Below are 15841 nucleotides of genomic sequence, written 5' to 3' on the forward strand. Positions count from 1 at the left end.
TGAGCCCATGCCGAAGACTCCCCCCAGCACGCCGGCCGCGACGGCCCACCCGGCCGACGCCCACGAGCAGATCCGGGTGCAGGGCGCCCGCGAGAACAACCTCAAGGACGTCGACGTCGAGATCCCCAAGCGCCGGCTGAGCGTCTTCACCGGGGTCTCCGGCTCGGGCAAGAGCTCGCTCGTCTTCGGCACGATCGCCGCCGAGTCCCAGCGGATGATCAACGAGACGTACAGCACCTTCGTCCAGGGCTTCATGCCGACGCTGGCCCGCCCCGAGGTCGACGTCCTCGAGGGCATCACCACCGCGATCCTCGTCGACCAGGAGCGCATGGGCGCCAACGCCCGCTCCACCGTCGGCACCGCGACCGACGCCAACGCCATGCTGCGCGTGCTGTTCAGCCGGATCGGCGATCCGTTCATCGGCCCGCCCACGGCGTTCGCGTTCAACGTGCCGACCCGCAAGGCCAGCGGTGTCATGCAGACCGAGAAGTCCGGCGGCCGGGTCGAGAAGAACGTCGTGCGCCAGGCCGTCTACCTCGGCGGCATGTGCGCCGAGTGCGAGGGCCGGGGCACCGTCTCCGACCTCGACCTCACCCAGATCTTCGACGAGTCCAAGTCGCTGGTCGAGGGCGCGATCCTGGTGCCCGGCTACACGGCCGACGGCTGGATGGTCGCCGCGTTCAAGGCGGTGCTGCCGCCCGACAAGCCGATCGCGAAGTACACCAAGGCCGAGCGCGAGGACTTCCTCCACGCCGAGCCGCGCAAGGTCAAGGTCGACAAGATCAACGTCACCTACGAGGGCCTGATCCCCAAGATCCGCAAGTCGATGTTCAGCAAGGACCCCGACGCCCTGCAGCCGCACCTCAAGGCGTTCGTCGAGCGGGCCGCCGTCTTCGGCCGCTGCTCCGCCTGCGACGGCACCCGGCTCAACGAGGCCGCCCGCTCCGCGAAGATCAAGGGCAAGAGCATCGCCGACGTCTGCGCCCTGCAGATCACCGACGCCGCCGCCTGGGTGCGCGAGATCGACGACGCCTCCGTCGCGCCCCTGGTGCGCAACCTGCTGCACCTGTTCGACTCGTTCGTCGAGATCGGCCTCGGGTACCTCTCGCTCGACCGCCCCGCCGGCACCCTGTCGGGCGGCGAGGCCCAGCGCACCAAGATGATCCGGCACCTCGGCTCCGCGCTCACCGACGTCACCTACGTCTTCGACGAGCCCACCATCGGCCTGCACCCCCACGACATCCAGCGGATGAACAACCTCCTGCTCGAGCTGCGCGACAAGGGCAACACGGTCCTCGTCGTCGAGCACAAGCCCGAGACCATCGCGATCGCCGACCACGTCGTCGACCTCGGCCCGGGCGCCGGCACCAACGGCGGCACGGTCTGCTTCGAGGGCGACGTCGCGGGGCTGCGCGCCTCCGACACGCTCACCGGTCGGCACCTGTCCTACCGCGCCACGCTCAAGGACGAGGTGCGTGCGGCGACCGGCGTGATCGAGGTCCGCGGGGCGTCGTCCCACAACCTGCGCGACGTCGACGTCGACGTTCCGCTCGGCGTGCTGTGCGTCGTCACCGGCGTCGCCGGCTCGGGCAAGAGCTCGCTCATCCACGGCTCGATCGCCGGGCGCGACGACGTCGTCGTCATCGACCAGAGCGCGATCAAGGGCTCCCGGCGGAGCAACCCGGCGACGTACACGGGGCTGCTCGAGCCGATCCGCAAGGCGTTCGCCAAGGCCAACGGCGTCAAGCCCGCGCTGTTCAGCGCCAACTCCGAGGGCGCCTGCGAGAGCTGCAACGGCAACGGGATGATCTACACCGAGCTCGGCTTCATGGAGACCGTCGCGACCCTGTGCGACGAGTGCGGCGGCAAGCGCTTCCAGGCCTCCGTGCTCGAGCTGACCTTCGGCGGCCTCGACATCGCCGAGGTGCTCGACCTGCCGGTCGCCGAGGCGCACGCCTTCTTCGCGTCGGGCGACGCCAAGACCCCCGCCGCGGCGGCGATCCTGCAGCGCATGGAGGACGTCGGCCTCGGCTACCTCAAGCTCGGCCAGCCCCTCAACACGCTCTCCGGAGGCGAGCGGCAGCGGCTCAAGCTGGCGATGCGGATGGGCGACAAGGGCGGCGTCTACGTCCTCGACGAGCCCACCACCGGCCTCCACCTCGCCGACGTCGACAACCTGCTCCGGCTGCTCGACCGCCTGGTCGACGCCGGCAAGTCGGTGATCGTCATCGAGCACCACCAGGCCGTCATGGCCCACGCCGACTGGATCATCGACCTCGGCCCGGGCGCCGGCCACGACGGCGGCACCGTCGTCTTCGAGGGGACGCCGGCCGACCTGGTCGCCGGACGCTCGACCGTGACCGGCGAGCACCTGGCCGACTACGTGAGCAGCTAGCCCGCGGTCCTGCGTCGTACCGGACAATTCGGTCGTGAATTCGGCCAATTCACGACCAAATTGTCCGGTACGACGTGGGGGAACCGTCAGTCGCGCCCCTGCCAGGTGGCGACGTCGACCTCGTTGCCCTCGGGGTCGGCGAGCGTCCACCACGCGGGGGCGAACTCGTCGCGCACCACCCGGCCGCCGGCCGCGACGGCGGCGGCGACCCGGGCCTCGGCGACGTCGTGCGGGACGCCGAGGTCGATGTGGATCCGGTTGCGGCCCTCACGGGGGGCGTCCATCTGCTGCACGTAGACGGGCGGGTGGAGGCCGATCGGGTCGGCGATGTCGGTGTCGCCGGCCAGCTCGTAGCCGAGCACGGCCGCCCAGAACCGGCGGACGGCGTCGACGTCGACCGCGTCGAGGGCGAACTCCCAGGTGCGGATCGCGGCGGGGTCACCGGCGACGTCGAGCGCGCGGGCCGCCGCCGAGATGGCGCGGGCCAGGTCGAGATCGGTGGTCGTCAGCGACATCGTGTCGTGCGTGGAGAGCCGGACCTCGAGGACGCCGTAGCGGAAGTTGAGGTCCGGGTGGTGGTCGGCCTCCTCGGCGAGCCGCCCGATCTCGTTGACCAGGGCCAGGCCGGTCGCGAAGTTCTTGGTGCGGAACAGGGCGAACGCCTGCCACCACAGAACCCGCCAGTCGTCGACGCCCTCGGCGGCGCTGAACTCGGCGGCGGTGATCTTCTCGTAGGTGCGAGCCATGGTCCGACGCTAGGGCGCGACGCCGACATCCGGTAGGGGTGGGCGAACGAAAGACCGCCGCACGGGCTGGACCGCCGCACGACGACGCCGCAGGCCTGCGAGGATGCCGCTCGTGGGCACCGTCTTCGACTGCGAGATCCAGGCGCGACTGCGCGACGTCAACCTCGGCGGTCACGTCGACAACGTCGAGGCCCTGCGCGTCCTCGACGAGGCACGCCTGATGTTCTTCCGGCACGCGCCGTTGCCCGGCTCCGACCGGCCGGGCCTGCTCCGCGAGATGCCCGGCCACGTCACCGAGCTCGTCGGCTCGCAGCGGGTCGACTACCACACGGAGATGAGGTTCGCGCCCTTCCAGCCATTCCTCGTGCGGATCTGGGTGAGCCACGTCGGTCGCTCGTCGGCCGCCGTCTCGTACGAGCTGCGGATGGCGGCCGGCCACGCGCCGGCGGTGGTCGCGGAGAGCTCGGTCGTCTTCTGGGACACCGCCGCGGGCACGTCGTGGCCGATCGCGGACGACGTCCGCGCCACCCTGACGTCGTACGCCGGGGAGCCGGTGGCGCTCAGGGAGCGACCGGGTCGCTGACGTCGTCCGCGCCGGCCGGGGCCGGCGCGACCAGCCAGGCCACGGTGATGAGGGCCAGGCCCGCCGCGAGGGCGACGATGCCGGACACGGCCGTCCAGAACGCCACGATGTCGAGGCCGTGCTCGGTGTGCTCGAGCCCGCCGACGACACCGGCGACCCCGGCGAGGACGACGGCCGCGGGCAGGACCGTCGCCGGGAGCCGGCGCGGTCGTCGCGGCCCGGGCGGGAGGCGGCGCAGGTGCAGCAGCATCGCCGCGCCGACGACGAGCAGCCCGATCGCCGTCGAGCCGTACTGCGCCCAGGCGTCACCACGCAGCGGGCCGTGCACCTCGTGCAGCCACGCGACGTGCCGCACGCCCCAGCGTCCGGAGTGGGTGAACAGGTCCCACACGACATGGGTCGTCGAGCCGACCACGGCGGCCAGCGGCGCGAGGAGCCAGGCCCGGCCCCCGATCCGCGCCCGCCCCGGCAGGCGGTCCCGGACCGGCGACGGCGCGGTGTCGACGAGAGCGTCGCGACCGACGAGGTCCCAGAGAGCCAACAGCACGAGCGTCACCACCACGTCCAGCGTGAGGATCCCGACGAGGCTGTGGCTGAGCGCATAGCCCTCGTGCCAGCGCGCGAACACCGGAAGGTCGGGCGCCATCGAGCCGATCACCAGCCCGGCGAGGGGCAGGCCGAGGCCGCGGAGCGGGAGCACCACGGCCGGGTGAGCGAGGGTCAACGGCACCTCGTGAGGCTAGCCGCTACCCCCTAGGCGCCAGGTCGAGCGCCGCCTCGACGACCTGGCCGAGCTCGAGCCCCGCCTCACGTCGTACGGCGGCGCGGAGGGGCACCAGGTAGCGCCTGTCCTTGGGGAAGAGCGCGGTGCGGAAGTCGGTGCCGGCGATCCGCACGTCGACGGCGACCTGCCCCCAGTACTCCAGGCCGCGGGCGGCCTCCTTGATGTCCTCGCTCTGCTCGTCGGGCACCTCGACGAAGAAGTACGGCGCCGGCCCGCGCCACTCGACGACCGGACCCGAGAAGGTGAACTCCACGGGCCCGATCGTGCCACGCCTGGCTCAGGGCACCAGGACGGTGCGCAGCCCGGTCCCGGCGCGGAGGTCGTCGAAGGCGAGCGCGGCCTCGGCGAGCGGGCGCGTGGTGCCGATCAGGTCGTCGAGCGGGAGCCGCCCGGCGAGGTAGAGCCGGGCGAGCATGGGGATGTCGAGCTCGCCGACGCTGGAGCCGTAGTTGCAGCCGAGGATCCGCTTGCCCTGGTCGGCCAGCTCGAAGAGGTTGAACGAGCCGGTCGCGTCGATCGCGGCCATGCCGACGAGCACCGCGGCACCGCCCGAGGTCAGCATCCCCGGCAGCGTCTCGATGACGCGCGGACTGCCGATCGCCTCGAAGGCGTAGTCGACACCGCCCAGCTCGTCCTGGCACCAGGCCGCGACGTCGACCTCGCGGCCGTCGAGCACGTGGGTGGCACCGAAGGCACGCGCCGCGGCGAGCCGCTCGGCCGAGAGGTCCACCGCGACGATCGGGTCGGCGCCCGCGAGCCGCAGGCCCATGACGACGGAGAGGCCGACGCCACCGGTCCCGATGACGACAGCCGACTCACCGGGCCGGACGCCGGCCGTGTGGGTCACCGCGCCGACGCCGGTGGTCACCGAGCAGCCGAGCAGCGCGCCGACCGCGAAGGGCAGCTCGTCGGGCACCTTGACCGCCGCCGACTCCGGTACGACGACCCGGTCGGTGAACGCGCCGAGGCCGAGGTAGGGCCACCGCTCCTCGCCGTCGGGGCTCGTGAAGGGGGTGGTGCCGTCGGGCAGCGTGTTCTCGACGGCCTTGGTCCCGGTGCACAGCCAGGCCTGGCCGGCCGCGCAGCGCCGGCAGCGGCGGCACGGGGCGAACCACGACAGCACGACGTGGTCGCCGGGCCGGACCGACGTGACGCCGTCCCCGACCGCGCGGACGACGCCCGCCGCCTCGTGACCGAGCACCAGCGGACGGTCGGCCGGCCAGTCGCCGGACACGACGTGCAGGTCGGAGTGGCACACCCCCGCGGCGCGGACGTCGATCTCGACCTCGCCGGCCCGGGGCGCGCGGAGCTCGACCTCGCTCAGTCCGAGGCCGGCCTCCGGGTCGAGGACGACGGCAGGGGCACGGTGGGCGCTCATCGGGTGGGGGCCTTGTCAGCAGCAGGGGCGGGGACGGACGCGAGCTTGGTGTGGGGGCGGGCGAGCAGCACGTAGGCGAGCCCGACCAGGAAGAGCGCGGAGAACACGAGGATCACCGCCCAGACCTGGACCCAGCTGCCCCCCACCGGCGCGAGCTCGGTGCGCGGCCAGGCGATGTTGATCGCCTCGAAGAGCAGCCAGACGACGGCGAGGACGTTGACGACCAGGCCCAGCCGGCCGAGCCGGACCTGGCCCGAGTCCGGGTTCCAGCGGCCGGTGAGCCGGGCGACGAGCGCGGTCAGCGCGACGGCGAGGAAGACGAAGTAGAAGCCGCCCGAGCCGAACGAGATGAGCGTCGCGGCGGCATTGCCGTTGAGGCCGAGCAGCAGTCCGAGCGCGGCGAGGACAGCGGTCACGATCAGCGAGACGTAGGGGATCTGCCGCTCGCCGACGGTCGCCAGCACCGGCGAGAACGGGAGCTGGCGGTCGCGCGCGAACGCGAACACGGCCCGGCCGATGTAGGTCTGGATCGAGATGGCGCACGCGAAGAAGGCGATGAGCACGACCACGATGAACGGCTTCTCGGCCCAGGCGCCGATGCCGTCGGTGACCGCGGCGAACACGGGGTCGGCGATCGCGCCGCTCACGGCGTCCTCCGGCCGGCTCAGCGCGAGGGTGACCGCGAGGCCGGTGAGCAGCACGGTGAACGCGACGAAGAGGTACGCGCGGAGCAGCGCCCGGGGCACGTTGCGGCGCGGGTTCTCGGTCTCCTCGGCGACCTGCGTGGTGGCATCGAAGCCGAGGAAGGCCCAGCCGGCGACCGCGAGGCAGGCGAGGAAGCCGGCCGTGGCGGAGCCGCCGACGGCGGCCTCGGCGCCGAGGGTGTCGAACAGGATCCCGAAGCCGTTGTTGTGCACGAAGACGAGCAGCACGAGGCTCACCGCGATGGAGGCGACGCCCTCGGCGATGATGCCCGCGTTGAGGAAGTGCTTGACCGGCTCGACGCCGAGCAGGTTGATCGCGAGCGCGACGGCGACGAAGACGACGCCCAGAAGCACGTGCCCCCGCGCCGACAGCGCGCCGTCGCTGAACAGCAGGTGCAGCCAGGTCGCGCCGAGGTAGGCGACCGTCGTCAGCGAGGCGACGGCCGCGGACAGGTAGATCCAGCCGACCAGCCAGCCCAGGCGGGGACCGGCCAGGCGCCGGACCCACTGGTAGACGCCGCCGGTGACGGGGAACTGCGAGGCGAGCTCGGCGTAGACCACGGCGACGAGGAGCTGGCCGAGGAAGGCGACGACGGTCGCCCAGATCCAGACCGGCCCGGAGAACGCGAAGCCGAGCTGGATGACGGCGTAGATGCCGACCACCGGCGAGATGGTCGCGAAGCCGATGGCGAAGACCGCCCAGGCCGACAGCGTCCGCCGGAGCTCCTGCTCGTAGCCGTAGTCCGCCAGCTCGCGGGCATCGGTGCGCACGTCGTCCAACTTGCTCTCCTGACCGGGGGATCTCCTATTGGGCATGCGACCAATAAGTTGTTGGTCACGCATTCAATAACATGACCCGCATGACGTCAAGAGGAGCCGCGGCCAAGCGCGTGCGGAAGGCCCCGGCCGAGCGCCGGCAGGAGATCGTCGCGACCGCCGCGCAGGTCGGCCTCACCGAGGGCCTCGAGTGCGTCACGCTGCGGCGCGTCGCCGACGAGCTCGGCGTGCAGCCGGGACTGGTCGGGCACTACTTCCCCGCCGCCGACCACCTCGTCGCCGAGGCGTTCACGCACGCGACGATGGCCGAGCTCGACGGCCTGCTCCCGGAGGGCGACAACAGCGACAGCGGCACCAGTGGAGAGGGGGCGTTCCGGGCGTTCTTCGGCCTCATCGCGAGCCCCGAGTTCGACAACGTGAGCCGGCTCTGGCTCAACGCCCGCCACCTCTCGCGCTACCGGCCGGTGCTCCACGAGCACGTCGTGGCGCAGGAGCTGCTGTGGTGCCGGCGACTCGAGCAGGTCATCGCGGCGGGCCGCTTCGACTGCCCCGACCCGTGGGCCGCGGCGGTCCGGATCCTGGTCGCGATCGACGGCACGAGCGCCTACGTCAACACGAGCGTCGAGCACCGCCGTGCCCCGATGGCCGACATGGTCCGCACGGTCGCCGAGTCCGAGCTCGGACTGGCCCCGGGGGCGCTCGCCCCGGCCGGCTGAGCCCCTCAGCCGCGCAGCAGGGCCGCGATCTCGTCGTACCCGCGGCGCTCGGCGTGCTGCAGCGGCGTGACCCCGTCGCGGTCGGCGATGGTGCGGTCGGCGCCGTGAGCCAGGAGGATCCGGACGATCTCCTGGTGCGCCTCGCCGCCGTCGCCGAGGATGACCGCCTCGAGCAGCGCGGTCCAGCCGAGGTCGTTGACGTGGTCGAGGTCGACGCCGGTCTGCACGACCCGCCGCACGTAGTCGGCGTGCCCGCGCTCGCTGGCCGGGATCGGCGAGAGACCGCCGTACCGGTTGCGGATCGTGAGGTCGGGGTTCGCCGGGAGCAGCGCCTCGAGCATCCGGACGCTGCCGGTCACCCCGGTGACGAGCCAGGGCGTGTCGTGCCGGTCGTCGAGCGCGTCGGCGCTCGCCCCCATCGCGACCAGCACCTCGGCGACGGCGACCCGGTCGTACGTCGCCGCGAGCAGCAGCGCCGTGCGCTGGTGCTCGTCCCGGGTCTCGATGTCGGCGCCGGCGCGCAGGGCGACGGCGACCCCGTCGGCGTCACCGGTGCGGGCGGCGCGCAGCAGCGCGGCGTTCGCGGCGGCCCTGTCGGCCGGTCGGTCTGCGGTGGTCACGTGCTCCAGGATCCTCTCCAGTCCGGGGTACCCGCGCTCGCGGGCCATCTGCAGGGGGGTCAGGCCGGCGGAGGGCGAGACCCGGTCGAGCTCGACGCCGCCGGCGGCCAGCACCCGCACCGTCGTCGCGTACGACGCGGTGTCCTCGCCCAGCCAGATCGCCTCGTGGATCGCCTGGTAGCCGATCCGGTTGACGTGGTCGCGGTCGATCCCGGCCCGGAGCAGCTCGCCCACCACCAGGCCGTGGCCGCGCTCCGCCGCGCGGATCAGGCCGGTGCCGTTCCAGCTGTCCTTGTCGTCCACCTTCGCGCCGTGGCGCAGGGTGAGCCGGAGCAGGTCGAGGTGGCCCTCGCTCGTCGCCACCAGGTACGCCGACTGCTCGGTGTCGTCCTTGGCGTTGACGTCCGCACCCTGGCGGACCAGCCGGCGCGCCTGCGCCACGTCGTTCTTCCACGCGGCGTCGCGCAGCCGCCGGTCGAGCACCGCCTGGTCCGGCACCGGCACCGGCACCGGCTCCGCGGTCGCGGTGGCGGACGGCGTCCGCTCGACGGCGGCAGCGGTGTCGGGCGAGGCGTCCGGCGTCCCGGCCGGGTCGCCGGACCCGCACGCGCTCACCAGCAGCGCGAGCGGGAGCACGGCGGCGGCAGCGCGACGCACGCTCATCGGGTCGGGTCCGTGACGACCTGGTAGGGCCCCGACGCCACGGCCTCGTCGAACTTGCTGTCGACGTACAGCACCCGGCCGCGCAGCGTCTTCGCCGTGGTGAGCACGCGGTCGGCGGCGCTGGCCTCCTGCCCGAGCGTCACCAGGCGGCTGCCGTCGGCCGAGACCCGCAGCGTGGCGATCATCTTGCTGAAGTTGCGGACCACGGTGAGCCGGTTGCCCTGGCGCACGAGGCCGTCGGCGTTGACCAGGTCGGTGTCGGTCGCGATCGCGCTGACCGCGCCGGTCCGGGAGTCGAAGCGCCACATCCTGCCGACGTTGCCCTGGGCCACGACGAAGCCGCTGCCGTCCGCCGACAGCACGATGCCACCGAGGTTGAAGCCGGCCGCCCGGGTGATCGTGCCGGTCGCGTCGGCCCACAGCGAGGCCTGCCAGCCGTTCGTCCCCTTGGCCACGCGGAAGACCTGCGCGTCGTTGGAGTTCGTGAAGTACGCCGCGCCGTCGCGGCCGATCGCCACGTCGTTGAGGAAGGCGTCCGCGGTGCCGGGCACGCGCAGCGCGGCGAGGAGGTCGCCGTCCTTGCTGTAGACCCACAGGTCGGGCCGGCCGGTGCCGATGCCGTTGGGACCGCCCGCCACGTACACGTTGCCCGCGTCGTCGACCGTGATGCCGCGGGCCGTGTAGCGGCCGTCGGTGCCGTCGCCCTTCAGCCACTCGCGGGTCTGCGCCGTGCCCACCTGGCCACGGTGGATCTCGCCGCCGGTGACCTCGCTGACGTAGAACAGGCCGCGCCGCTCGTCGGCGCCGATGCCCTCGAACTTCGAGCCGACCGGGCTGTCGGCGTCCCCCTGCAGGACGTACGTCGACGGCCGGCCGTGGCCGTCCGCGGAGGCGGGAGCGGCGAGGGCGCCGAACGCCGTCACGGCGAGCAGGGTGCTGGAGATCAGGTGGGTTCGCTTCATGTCCTCCACCCTGCGCGCCGGACCGGGGTCCGGACGTCGGGCGCCCGGCTATCCCTCGGTAGCCAATCGGTTGATGCCGGAGACCGCCGTCCTCCCTAGGGTGGGCCCACCATGACCTTGCCGTCCCTGCCCGTCTCCGTCCGGCGTCCTGCCGGGGTGCACGGCATCCTCGCGCCTGCCGCCCGGCTCGACCGGTGGCTGCTGGCGGTGCTCGTGGTGCTGCTGGTCACCTCCGCCGCGCGGTACGTCGAGCGGCACGGCTTCCACGCGACGGGCGCCGCCGTGCTGGCGGGTGCGCTCGTGCTCGGCCTGGCCTACGCGACCCGCGGGCTGCTCGCCGGGCGCGCGTGGTGGCCGACGGTCTGGGTGACCGGGATGGTCGTGCTGTGGGGGGCGCTCACCGCCGTGGCGCCGTCGTTCGCGTGGTGCGCGGTGCCGGTGGCGTTCGCGGTGCTGCGGGTGCTGCCGTTCCCGTGGGCGGTGGGCACCGTCGTCCTCATGACGGTGCTGCTCACCGCGGCCTGGCAGCGGATCACCGACGGCTTCGACCCGGTCCAGGTGGCCGGCCCGATCGGCGTCGCCCTGGTCACCGTGCTCGCCTACCGCGCGCTCGACCTCGAGTCCCGCGCCCGGCAGGACCTGCTCGACCAGCTGGTCGAGGCGCAGGCCGAGCTGGCCGAGGAGCAGCACCGCACCGGCGCGCTCGCCGAGCGGACCCGGCTCTCCCGCGAGATCCACGACTCCGTCGGCCAGGGCCTGTCGAGCATCAACCTGCTCCTGCAGGCCGCCGAGCAGTCCTGGGACGCCCAGCCGGCGACCGCGCGCGAGCACGTCCGGACCGCCGCCGCCACCGCCCGCGACGGCCTCGACGAAGTACGCCGGGTGGTCCGCGACCTCGCACCCGCCGACCTCGCGGCCAGTGCCGCGGCGCTGCCGGACGCGCTGCGCCGCGCGGCCGAGCAGGCCGATCCCGGCGGGCTGCCGGCCGAGGTCCGCGTCGACGGCACGCCTGTCGTCGTCCCTGCTGACGTCGCCGCCGCCCTCGTCCGCACCGCCCGCGGCGCCCTCGCCAACGTGCGCGAGCACGCCGGGGCCGGCCGGGTCGCGCTGACCCTGACCTACCTCCTCGACGAGGTCGTGCTCGACGTGCGCGACGACGGCCGGGGCTTCGATCCCGCGCAGGTACGGGCCATCGGCACCCGCGGCCGGGGCCTGGCCGGCATCCGCGACCGGGCCGAGGCGCTCGGCGGGCAGGCCGACATCGAGAGCGCACCGGGCGAGGGGACCACCGTGTCGGTCCGCTTCCCCGTGCACCCCATCCCCCAGGAGGAGCGCCGGTGATCCGGATCGTGCTGGTCGACGACCACCCTGTCGTGCGGGCCGGGCTGCGCGCGCTGATCGACGGGCAGGACGACCTGTCCGTCGTCGGCGAGGCGGACGGGCTCGAGCGCGCGCTCGCCGTCGTGGGCGCGGACCGGCCGGACGTCGTCCTGATGGACCTCAGCCTGGGCGACGGGAAGGCCGGCGGCGCCGAGATCACCGCCGCGGTCCGGGCGCTCCCCGAGCCGCCCGAGGTGCTGGTGCTCACGACGTACGACACCGAGTCCGACATCCTGCGGGCCCTGGAGGCCGGCGCCCGCGGCTACCTCCTCAAGGACGCGCCGCCTGCCGAGCTGTTCGCCGGCATCCGCGCCACGGCACGGGGCGAGACCGTGCTCGCGCCGTCGGTGGCCGCGACGCTCGTCCGTCGTACGACGCCGGGCGCGACGACGATCACCGAGCGCGAGGTCGAGGTGCTCGAGCTGCTCTCGCGCGGGCTCGGCAACAAGGAGATGGCGCGCGAGCTGTTCGTCTCCGAGGCCACCGTGAAGTCCCACCTCTCCCACATCTACACCAAGCTCGGCGTCGACACCCGGGCCGGCGCCGTCGCGGCCGCGATCGAGCGCCGCATCATCCGAGCCTGAGGAGGCACCCGCCATGACCGTGTCCGCCGAGGACCTGCGCCACCTGGACCGCTGCGTCGAGCTCGCCGAGGCCGCCGTCGACGCCGGTGACGAGCCGTTCGGCTCCGTGCTCGTCGGCCCCGACGGGGCCGTGCTGATGGAGGACCACAACCGGGTCAGCGCCGGCGACGGCACCCGCCACCCCGAGCTCGCCATCGCCTTGTGGGCCGCGGCGAACGTGCCCCCGGCCGACCGCGCCGCGCTCACCGTGTACACCTCCGGCGAGCACTGCGCGATGTGCTCGGCCGCGCACGCCTGGGCCGGGCTGGGCCGGATCGTCTTCGCGACGTCGACCCCCCAGCTCGTCGCCTGGTACGCCGACCTCGGCCTCCCCGCCGCACCCGTGGCCGCGCTCCGGATCAGCGAGGTCGCGCCGGGCCTGCCGACCGACGGCCCGGTCGACGCGTACGCGGAGCGGGTGCGCGCGCTGCACGCGCGGCACCACACGCTCATGTAACTACGTGTTACATCGCCTTTCTGGGGCTTTGGATCGTTACAAAAGCGATGTAACACGTAGTTACATGAGTTCGGCGAGCGGCACCGACGGGTCGCGCACCGCGTCGGTCGCCGTCCCGCCGACCACCGCGCGGAGCGGGTCGATCGCGTCCCAGTCGTTGAGGTGCAGGCCGGCGAGGACGCGGTCGCCGCGCAGCCACAGGACGCTCGCGCTGCGGGCAGCCAGGTCGCCGCGGACCACCAGCTCGTCGTACCCCTGGCGGTCGACGTGGCCGACGTACTCCATGCCGAGGTCGTACTGGTCGGTGAAGAAGTAGGGCAGCCGCGTGTAGGGCTCGTCGCTCCCCAGCAGCACCCGCGCGGCGTGCTTACCGTGCTGGATGGCGGTGTCCCAGTGCTCGACGCGGATCCGGGTGCCCAGCACCGGGTGGTCGTGGTTGGCGACGTCGCCGATCGCCAGCACCCGCGGGTCGTCCGTGCGCAGCCGGGCGTCGACGAGGACGCCGTCGTCGGTGGCCAGGCCCGCGCTCGCCGCCAGGCCGTCGTTGGGCGTGACGCCGACCGCGACGAGCAGCAGGTCGGCGACCAGCGGCTCGGCCCCCGCCGTGCGGACGACGGCGCGGTCGCCGTCGTGCTCGATCCCGGTCACCTCGGCGCCGAGGCGCAGGTCGACGCCGTGCGCACGGTGCAGGTCGGCGAACACGGTCGCCAGCTCGTCGCCGAGCACGCGCTGCAAGGGCAGCGGCGCCGACTCGAGCACCGTGACCTCGGCGCCCGCCTGGCGCGCGGCGGAGGCCACCTCGAGCCCGATCCAGCCGGCCCCGATGATCGCGACGTGGCCGGTGAGCCGCTCGCGCAGCCGCAGCGCGTCGTCGAGCGTGCGGAGGTAGTGCACCGGGGCTCCCGACGTGTCGGCCATCGCGAGCCGCCGCGGGGCCGCCCCCGGCGCGAGCACCAGCTGGTCGTAGGCCACCTCGGTGGCGCCCAGCCGCACCCGCCGGCGGTCGAGGTCGAGCGCGGTGGCGGGCGTGCCGACCCGCAGGTCGACCCCGTGCTCGTCGTACCAGGCGCGGGGGTGGACGAACACCGAGTCCGGCTCGGCCGAGCCCAGCAGCAGGCCCTTGGACAGCGGCGGCCGCTCGTAGGGCGCGTGGGGCTCGTCGCCCACCAGCACGACGTCGCCGTCGTAGCCCTGGGCGCGGAGCTCGGTCACCACGTGGGCGGCGGCCAGGCCGGCGCCGATCACGGTCACGTTCATGGTCATCCTCTCGTCGGGTCGGGGGCGTCCTCGAAAACGCAGAGCTCGTTGCCCGCCGGGTCGGCCAGCACCGTCCACCCGATCTCGTCGTCGCGCGCCCGCAGGACCTGCGCGCCGTGCCGGACCACCGCGTCGACGTCCGGTGCCGTGAGGTCGAGGTGGACCCGGTTCTTCACCGTCTTCGGCTCCGGCACCGGGACGAACACCAGGTCGGCGAACGGCGCCCCGGGCACCTGCTCCACCCACGACCAGCGGCCCTGCTCGTCGTCGCGGTGGACGCCCCCGAGGAGCTCGGCCCACCACGCCGCCAGCACCGCCGGGTCGGCGCAGTCGACCACCACCTCGAGCAGCCGGTCACCCGATCCCGGGGCGTCCTCCCGCTCGAAGACGCACAGCTCACCGCCCTCGGGGTCGCGCAGCACCTTCCACGGGAACGCCTCGAGGTCGACCGGCGTCGCTCCGAGCGCCAGGACCTCCTCGACGTCCCGGGCGCGGATGTCGAGGTGCACCCGCTGCTTGACCAGCACCGGCTCCGGGACCGTGTTGACCCAGACCGTGTGCTGCGCCGTCGGCCCGGTCAGCCGGACGTCGCCGTCGTCGAGCGGCTCGACCTCGAGCCCCAGCGCCGCGCCCCAGAACTTCCCGAGGAGCGCCGCGTCGGTGGCGTCGAGGCACAGGTCCTTGTACGTCGCGAGGGCCATGGCCCCACGCTACGACGGCCTCCCGAGCCGGGGCGAGGGGTTGTGTCGGACCCTTGAGGAGACTGGTCCCATGACCGACGACGACCGCGACCTGCCCACCGAGCTCACCGATGCCGAGGTGGTCGCCGAGCGCTGGGACGGTGCCGACCTGTCCGGGCGCACGTTCCAGCGGGTGAGCTTCCTCGACGTCGACCTGACCGAGACCGCCGGCACCGGCGTCACGTTCGAGCACTGCACCTTCCGCGACTGCGACCTCAACGCGGTCCGGTTCACCGACTCGGCGTTCGTCAACTGCACCTTCATCCGCTCGTCGCTCTTCGGTGCCCGGCTCGAGGGCTGCAAGCTCGTCGGCACCCAGTTCGAGCGCTGCCGCTTCGGCGCCTTCGAGGCCGTCGGCGGCAGCTGGCGCTTCGTCCGGATGCCCGCCGCCGACCTCCGCAAGACCACCTTCCGCCGCGTCGACCTCCGCGAGGCCGACCTGTCCGGCGCCAAGCTCGGCGGCGCGACCCTGCACCACCTCGACCTGCTCGGCGCCGAGCTGCACCACACCGACTTCACCGGCGCCGACCTGCGCGGGTCCGACCTGTCGACGTTCGACCTGCGCACCACCACCGTGCGCAGGGCCATCGTCGACCTCGATCAGGCCGTCGCCCTGGTCCGCTCGCTCGGCATCGACGTCCGCGAGGAGGTGCCCCTGGATCCTGCCCTCTGACAACTCAACAGTGGACGCCGCGCGCGCCCCGCGCGCTCAGCCCGCCTGCACCGCCGCCAGCACGGCGTCGAGCTTCGCCTTGAGCTCGGGCACCTCGTCGAGCAGCACCAGCTTGTCGTTCAGGTCCCCGAGCAGGGTCTGCACCTGCCCGAGGACCTCACGGGTCTCGACGAGCGTCTGGTCGACGTTCACCATCCGCTGGTCGACGTTCGCGAGCTTCTCGTCGACGCCGGTCAGGGTGCCGTCGACCGAGCCGAGCGTGCGGTCGACGTTGGTCAGGGCGGTCTCGGCGCTCTTGAGCACCTTGTCGGCGCGCTTGAGGACGTCGGCGACGGGGTTGAGGCCCACAGGGTCTCCTTCGAGGACGGCGCACCGCGGCGGGC

The 15841-nt window shown here is 73.4% G+C and carries 17 protein-coding genes; 7 read left to right on the forward strand and 10 right to left on the reverse strand.

Annotated features, from left to right (window positions below; translation table 11 throughout):
* Positions 1–7 precede the first annotated feature (7 nt).
* The gene (locus tag BM223_RS17180; RefSeq protein WP_038682693.1) at positions 8–2395 is read left to right on the forward strand and encodes an ATP-binding cassette domain-containing protein; all 2388 of its coding nucleotides are present in this window, start codon (positions 8–10) and stop codon (positions 2393–2395) included.
* An 86-nt stretch (positions 2396–2481) separates the two neighbouring features.
* Here the strand turns inward: BM223_RS17180 and BM223_RS17185 are convergent, their stop codons facing one another.
* Complete coding sequence (locus BM223_RS17185; protein ID WP_038682695.1) at positions 2482–3141, reverse strand: VOC family protein; 660 nt, start codon at positions 3139–3141, stop codon at positions 2482–2484.
* 112 nt (positions 3142–3253) lie between these two features.
* On the opposite strand from BM223_RS17185, the gene BM223_RS17190 reads away from it, so the two are divergent.
* Positions 3254–3724, forward strand: a complete 471-nt coding sequence (locus BM223_RS17190) for an acyl-CoA thioesterase (RefSeq protein ID WP_038682696.1) — start codon at positions 3254–3256, stop codon at positions 3722–3724.
* Here the strand turns inward: BM223_RS17190 and BM223_RS17195 are convergent.
* Genes BM223_RS17195 through BM223_RS17210 form a run of 4 tightly spaced genes read right to left on the reverse strand, consistent with a single transcriptional unit; the run spans position 3702 to position 7361 of the window.
* Complete coding sequence (locus BM223_RS17195; protein ID WP_052139163.1) at positions 3702–4454, reverse strand: DUF4184 family protein; 753 nt, start codon at positions 4452–4454, stop codon at positions 3702–3704. The two genes, BM223_RS17190 and BM223_RS17195, sit on opposite strands and share 23 nt — an antisense overlap.
* 16 nt (positions 4455–4470) lie before the next feature.
* Complete coding sequence (locus BM223_RS17200) at positions 4471–4761, reverse strand: DUF1905 domain-containing protein (RefSeq protein WP_038682698.1); 291 nt, start codon at positions 4759–4761, stop codon at positions 4471–4473.
* 24 nt (positions 4762–4785) lie between these two features.
* Positions 4786–5886, reverse strand: coding sequence for an alcohol dehydrogenase catalytic domain-containing protein (locus tag BM223_RS17205; protein ID WP_038682700.1), 1101 nt, complete (start codon positions 5884–5886; stop codon positions 4786–4788).
* The gene (locus BM223_RS17210; RefSeq protein ID WP_235319301.1) at positions 5883–7361 is read right to left on the reverse strand and encodes an APC family permease; all 1479 of its coding nucleotides are present in this window, start codon (positions 7359–7361) and stop codon (positions 5883–5885) included. The genes BM223_RS17205 and BM223_RS17210 overlap by 4 nt, the downstream gene beginning before the upstream one ends.
* Positions 7362–7450: 89 nt before the next feature.
* Here BM223_RS17210 and BM223_RS17215 point away from each other — a divergent pair, with 89 nt between their 5' ends.
* Complete coding sequence (locus BM223_RS17215; RefSeq protein ID WP_038682704.1) at positions 7451–8083, forward strand: TetR/AcrR family transcriptional regulator; 633 nt, start codon at positions 7451–7453, stop codon at positions 8081–8083.
* A 5-nt stretch (positions 8084–8088) separates the two neighbouring features.
* Here BM223_RS17215 and BM223_RS28490 read toward each other — a convergent pair whose 3' ends face one another.
* The gene (locus tag BM223_RS28490) at positions 8089–9366 is read right to left on the reverse strand and encodes an ankyrin repeat domain-containing protein (RefSeq protein WP_038682706.1); all 1278 of its coding nucleotides are present in this window, start codon (positions 9364–9366) and stop codon (positions 8089–8091) included.
* Positions 9363–10328 (reverse strand): SMP-30/gluconolactonase/LRE family protein, encoded by a 966-nt coding sequence (locus BM223_RS17225; RefSeq protein WP_038682708.1) that lies wholly within the window; start codon positions 10326–10328, stop codon positions 9363–9365. Before BM223_RS17225 ends, BM223_RS28490 begins: the two co-directional genes overlap by 4 nt.
* 111 nt (positions 10329–10439) lie before the next feature.
* Here BM223_RS17225 and BM223_RS17230 point away from each other — a divergent pair, with 111 nt between their 5' ends.
* The 3 genes from BM223_RS17230 to BM223_RS17240 are packed head-to-tail and all read left to right on the forward strand — an operon-like array spanning position 10440 to position 12788.
* Positions 10440–11669 (forward strand): sensor histidine kinase, encoded by a 1230-nt coding sequence (locus BM223_RS17230; protein ID WP_082003858.1) that lies wholly within the window; start codon positions 10440–10442, stop codon positions 11667–11669.
* A complete protein-coding gene (locus BM223_RS17235) occupies positions 11666–12292 on the forward strand; it encodes a response regulator (RefSeq protein WP_038682710.1) in 627 nt (208 codons plus the stop codon). Before BM223_RS17230 ends, BM223_RS17235 begins: the two co-directional genes overlap by 4 nt.
* A 13-nt stretch (positions 12293–12305) precedes the next feature.
* Entirely contained in the window at positions 12306–12788 is a 483-nt protein-coding gene (locus tag BM223_RS17240) for a nucleoside deaminase (RefSeq protein WP_038682712.1), read from the forward strand.
* Positions 12789–12848: 60 nt separating this feature from the next.
* Here the strand turns inward: BM223_RS17240 and BM223_RS17245 are convergent, their stop codons facing one another.
* Together BM223_RS17245 and BM223_RS17250 are read right to left on the reverse strand one after the other, a co-directional pair.
* Positions 12849–14045 (reverse strand): NAD(P)/FAD-dependent oxidoreductase, encoded by a 1197-nt coding sequence (locus tag BM223_RS17245; RefSeq protein WP_082003859.1) that lies wholly within the window; start codon positions 14043–14045, stop codon positions 12849–12851.
* Positions 14046–14047: 2 nt separating this feature from the next.
* On the reverse strand, positions 14048–14746 hold the full coding sequence (locus BM223_RS17250; RefSeq protein WP_038682716.1) for a VOC family protein: 699 nt from the start codon (positions 14744–14746) through the stop codon (positions 14048–14050).
* A gap of 70 nt (positions 14747–14816) precedes the next feature.
* Here BM223_RS17250 and BM223_RS17255 point away from each other — a divergent pair, with 70 nt between their 5' ends.
* Positions 14817–15458 (forward strand): pentapeptide repeat-containing protein, encoded by a 642-nt coding sequence (locus tag BM223_RS17255; RefSeq protein WP_052139164.1) that lies wholly within the window; start codon positions 14817–14819, stop codon positions 15456–15458.
* Positions 15459–15494: 36 nt separating this feature from the next.
* Here BM223_RS17255 and BM223_RS17260 read toward each other — a convergent pair whose 3' ends face one another.
* Positions 15495–15806, reverse strand: a complete 312-nt coding sequence (locus BM223_RS17260) for a hypothetical protein (protein WP_038682718.1) — start codon at positions 15804–15806, stop codon at positions 15495–15497.
* Between the last annotated feature and the right edge of the window lie 35 nt (positions 15807–15841).

Origin of the sequence: Pimelobacter simplex, assembly GCF_900114845.1 — a bacterium.
In the GTDB taxonomy this organism is placed as follows: domain Bacteria; phylum Actinomycetota; class Actinomycetes; order Propionibacteriales; family Nocardioidaceae; genus Nocardioides; species Nocardioides simplex.

Bases quoted from the DNA above. Each gene is read 5' to 3' on its own strand.
- BM223_RS17180 (WP_038682693.1), top strand. From the start codon at position 8: ATGCCGAAGACTCCCCCCAGCACGCCGGCCGCGACGGCCCACCCGGCC.
- BM223_RS17185 (WP_038682695.1), bottom strand. From the start codon at position 3,141: ATGGCTCGCACCTACGAGAAGATCACCGCCGCCGAGTTCAGCGCCGCC.
- BM223_RS17205 (WP_038682700.1), bottom strand. From the start codon at position 5,886: ATGAGCGCCCACCGTGCCCCTGCCGTCGTCCTCGACCCGGAGGCCGGC.
- BM223_RS17215 (WP_038682704.1), top strand. From the start codon at position 7,451: ATGACGTCAAGAGGAGCCGCGGCCAAGCGCGTGCGGAAGGCCCCGGCC.
- BM223_RS28490 (WP_038682706.1), bottom strand. From the start codon at position 9,366: ATGAGCGTGCGTCGCGCTGCCGCCGCCGTGCTCCCGCTCGCGCTGCTG.
- BM223_RS17225 (WP_038682708.1), bottom strand. From the start codon at position 10,328: ATGAAGCGAACCCACCTGATCTCCAGCACCCTGCTCGCCGTGACGGCG.
- BM223_RS17230 (WP_082003858.1), top strand. From the start codon at position 10,440: ATGACCTTGCCGTCCCTGCCCGTCTCCGTCCGGCGTCCTGCCGGGGTG.
- BM223_RS17240 (WP_038682712.1), top strand. From the start codon at position 12,306: ATGACCGTGTCCGCCGAGGACCTGCGCCACCTGGACCGCTGCGTCGAG.
- BM223_RS17245 (WP_082003859.1), bottom strand. From the start codon at position 14,045: ATGAACGTGACCGTGATCGGCGCCGGCCTGGCCGCCGCCCACGTGGTG.
- BM223_RS17250 (WP_038682716.1), bottom strand. From the start codon at position 14,746: ATGGCCCTCGCGACGTACAAGGACCTGTGCCTCGACGCCACCGACGCG.
- BM223_RS17255 (WP_052139164.1), top strand. From the start codon at position 14,817: ATGACCGACGACGACCGCGACCTGCCCACCGAGCTCACCGATGCCGAG.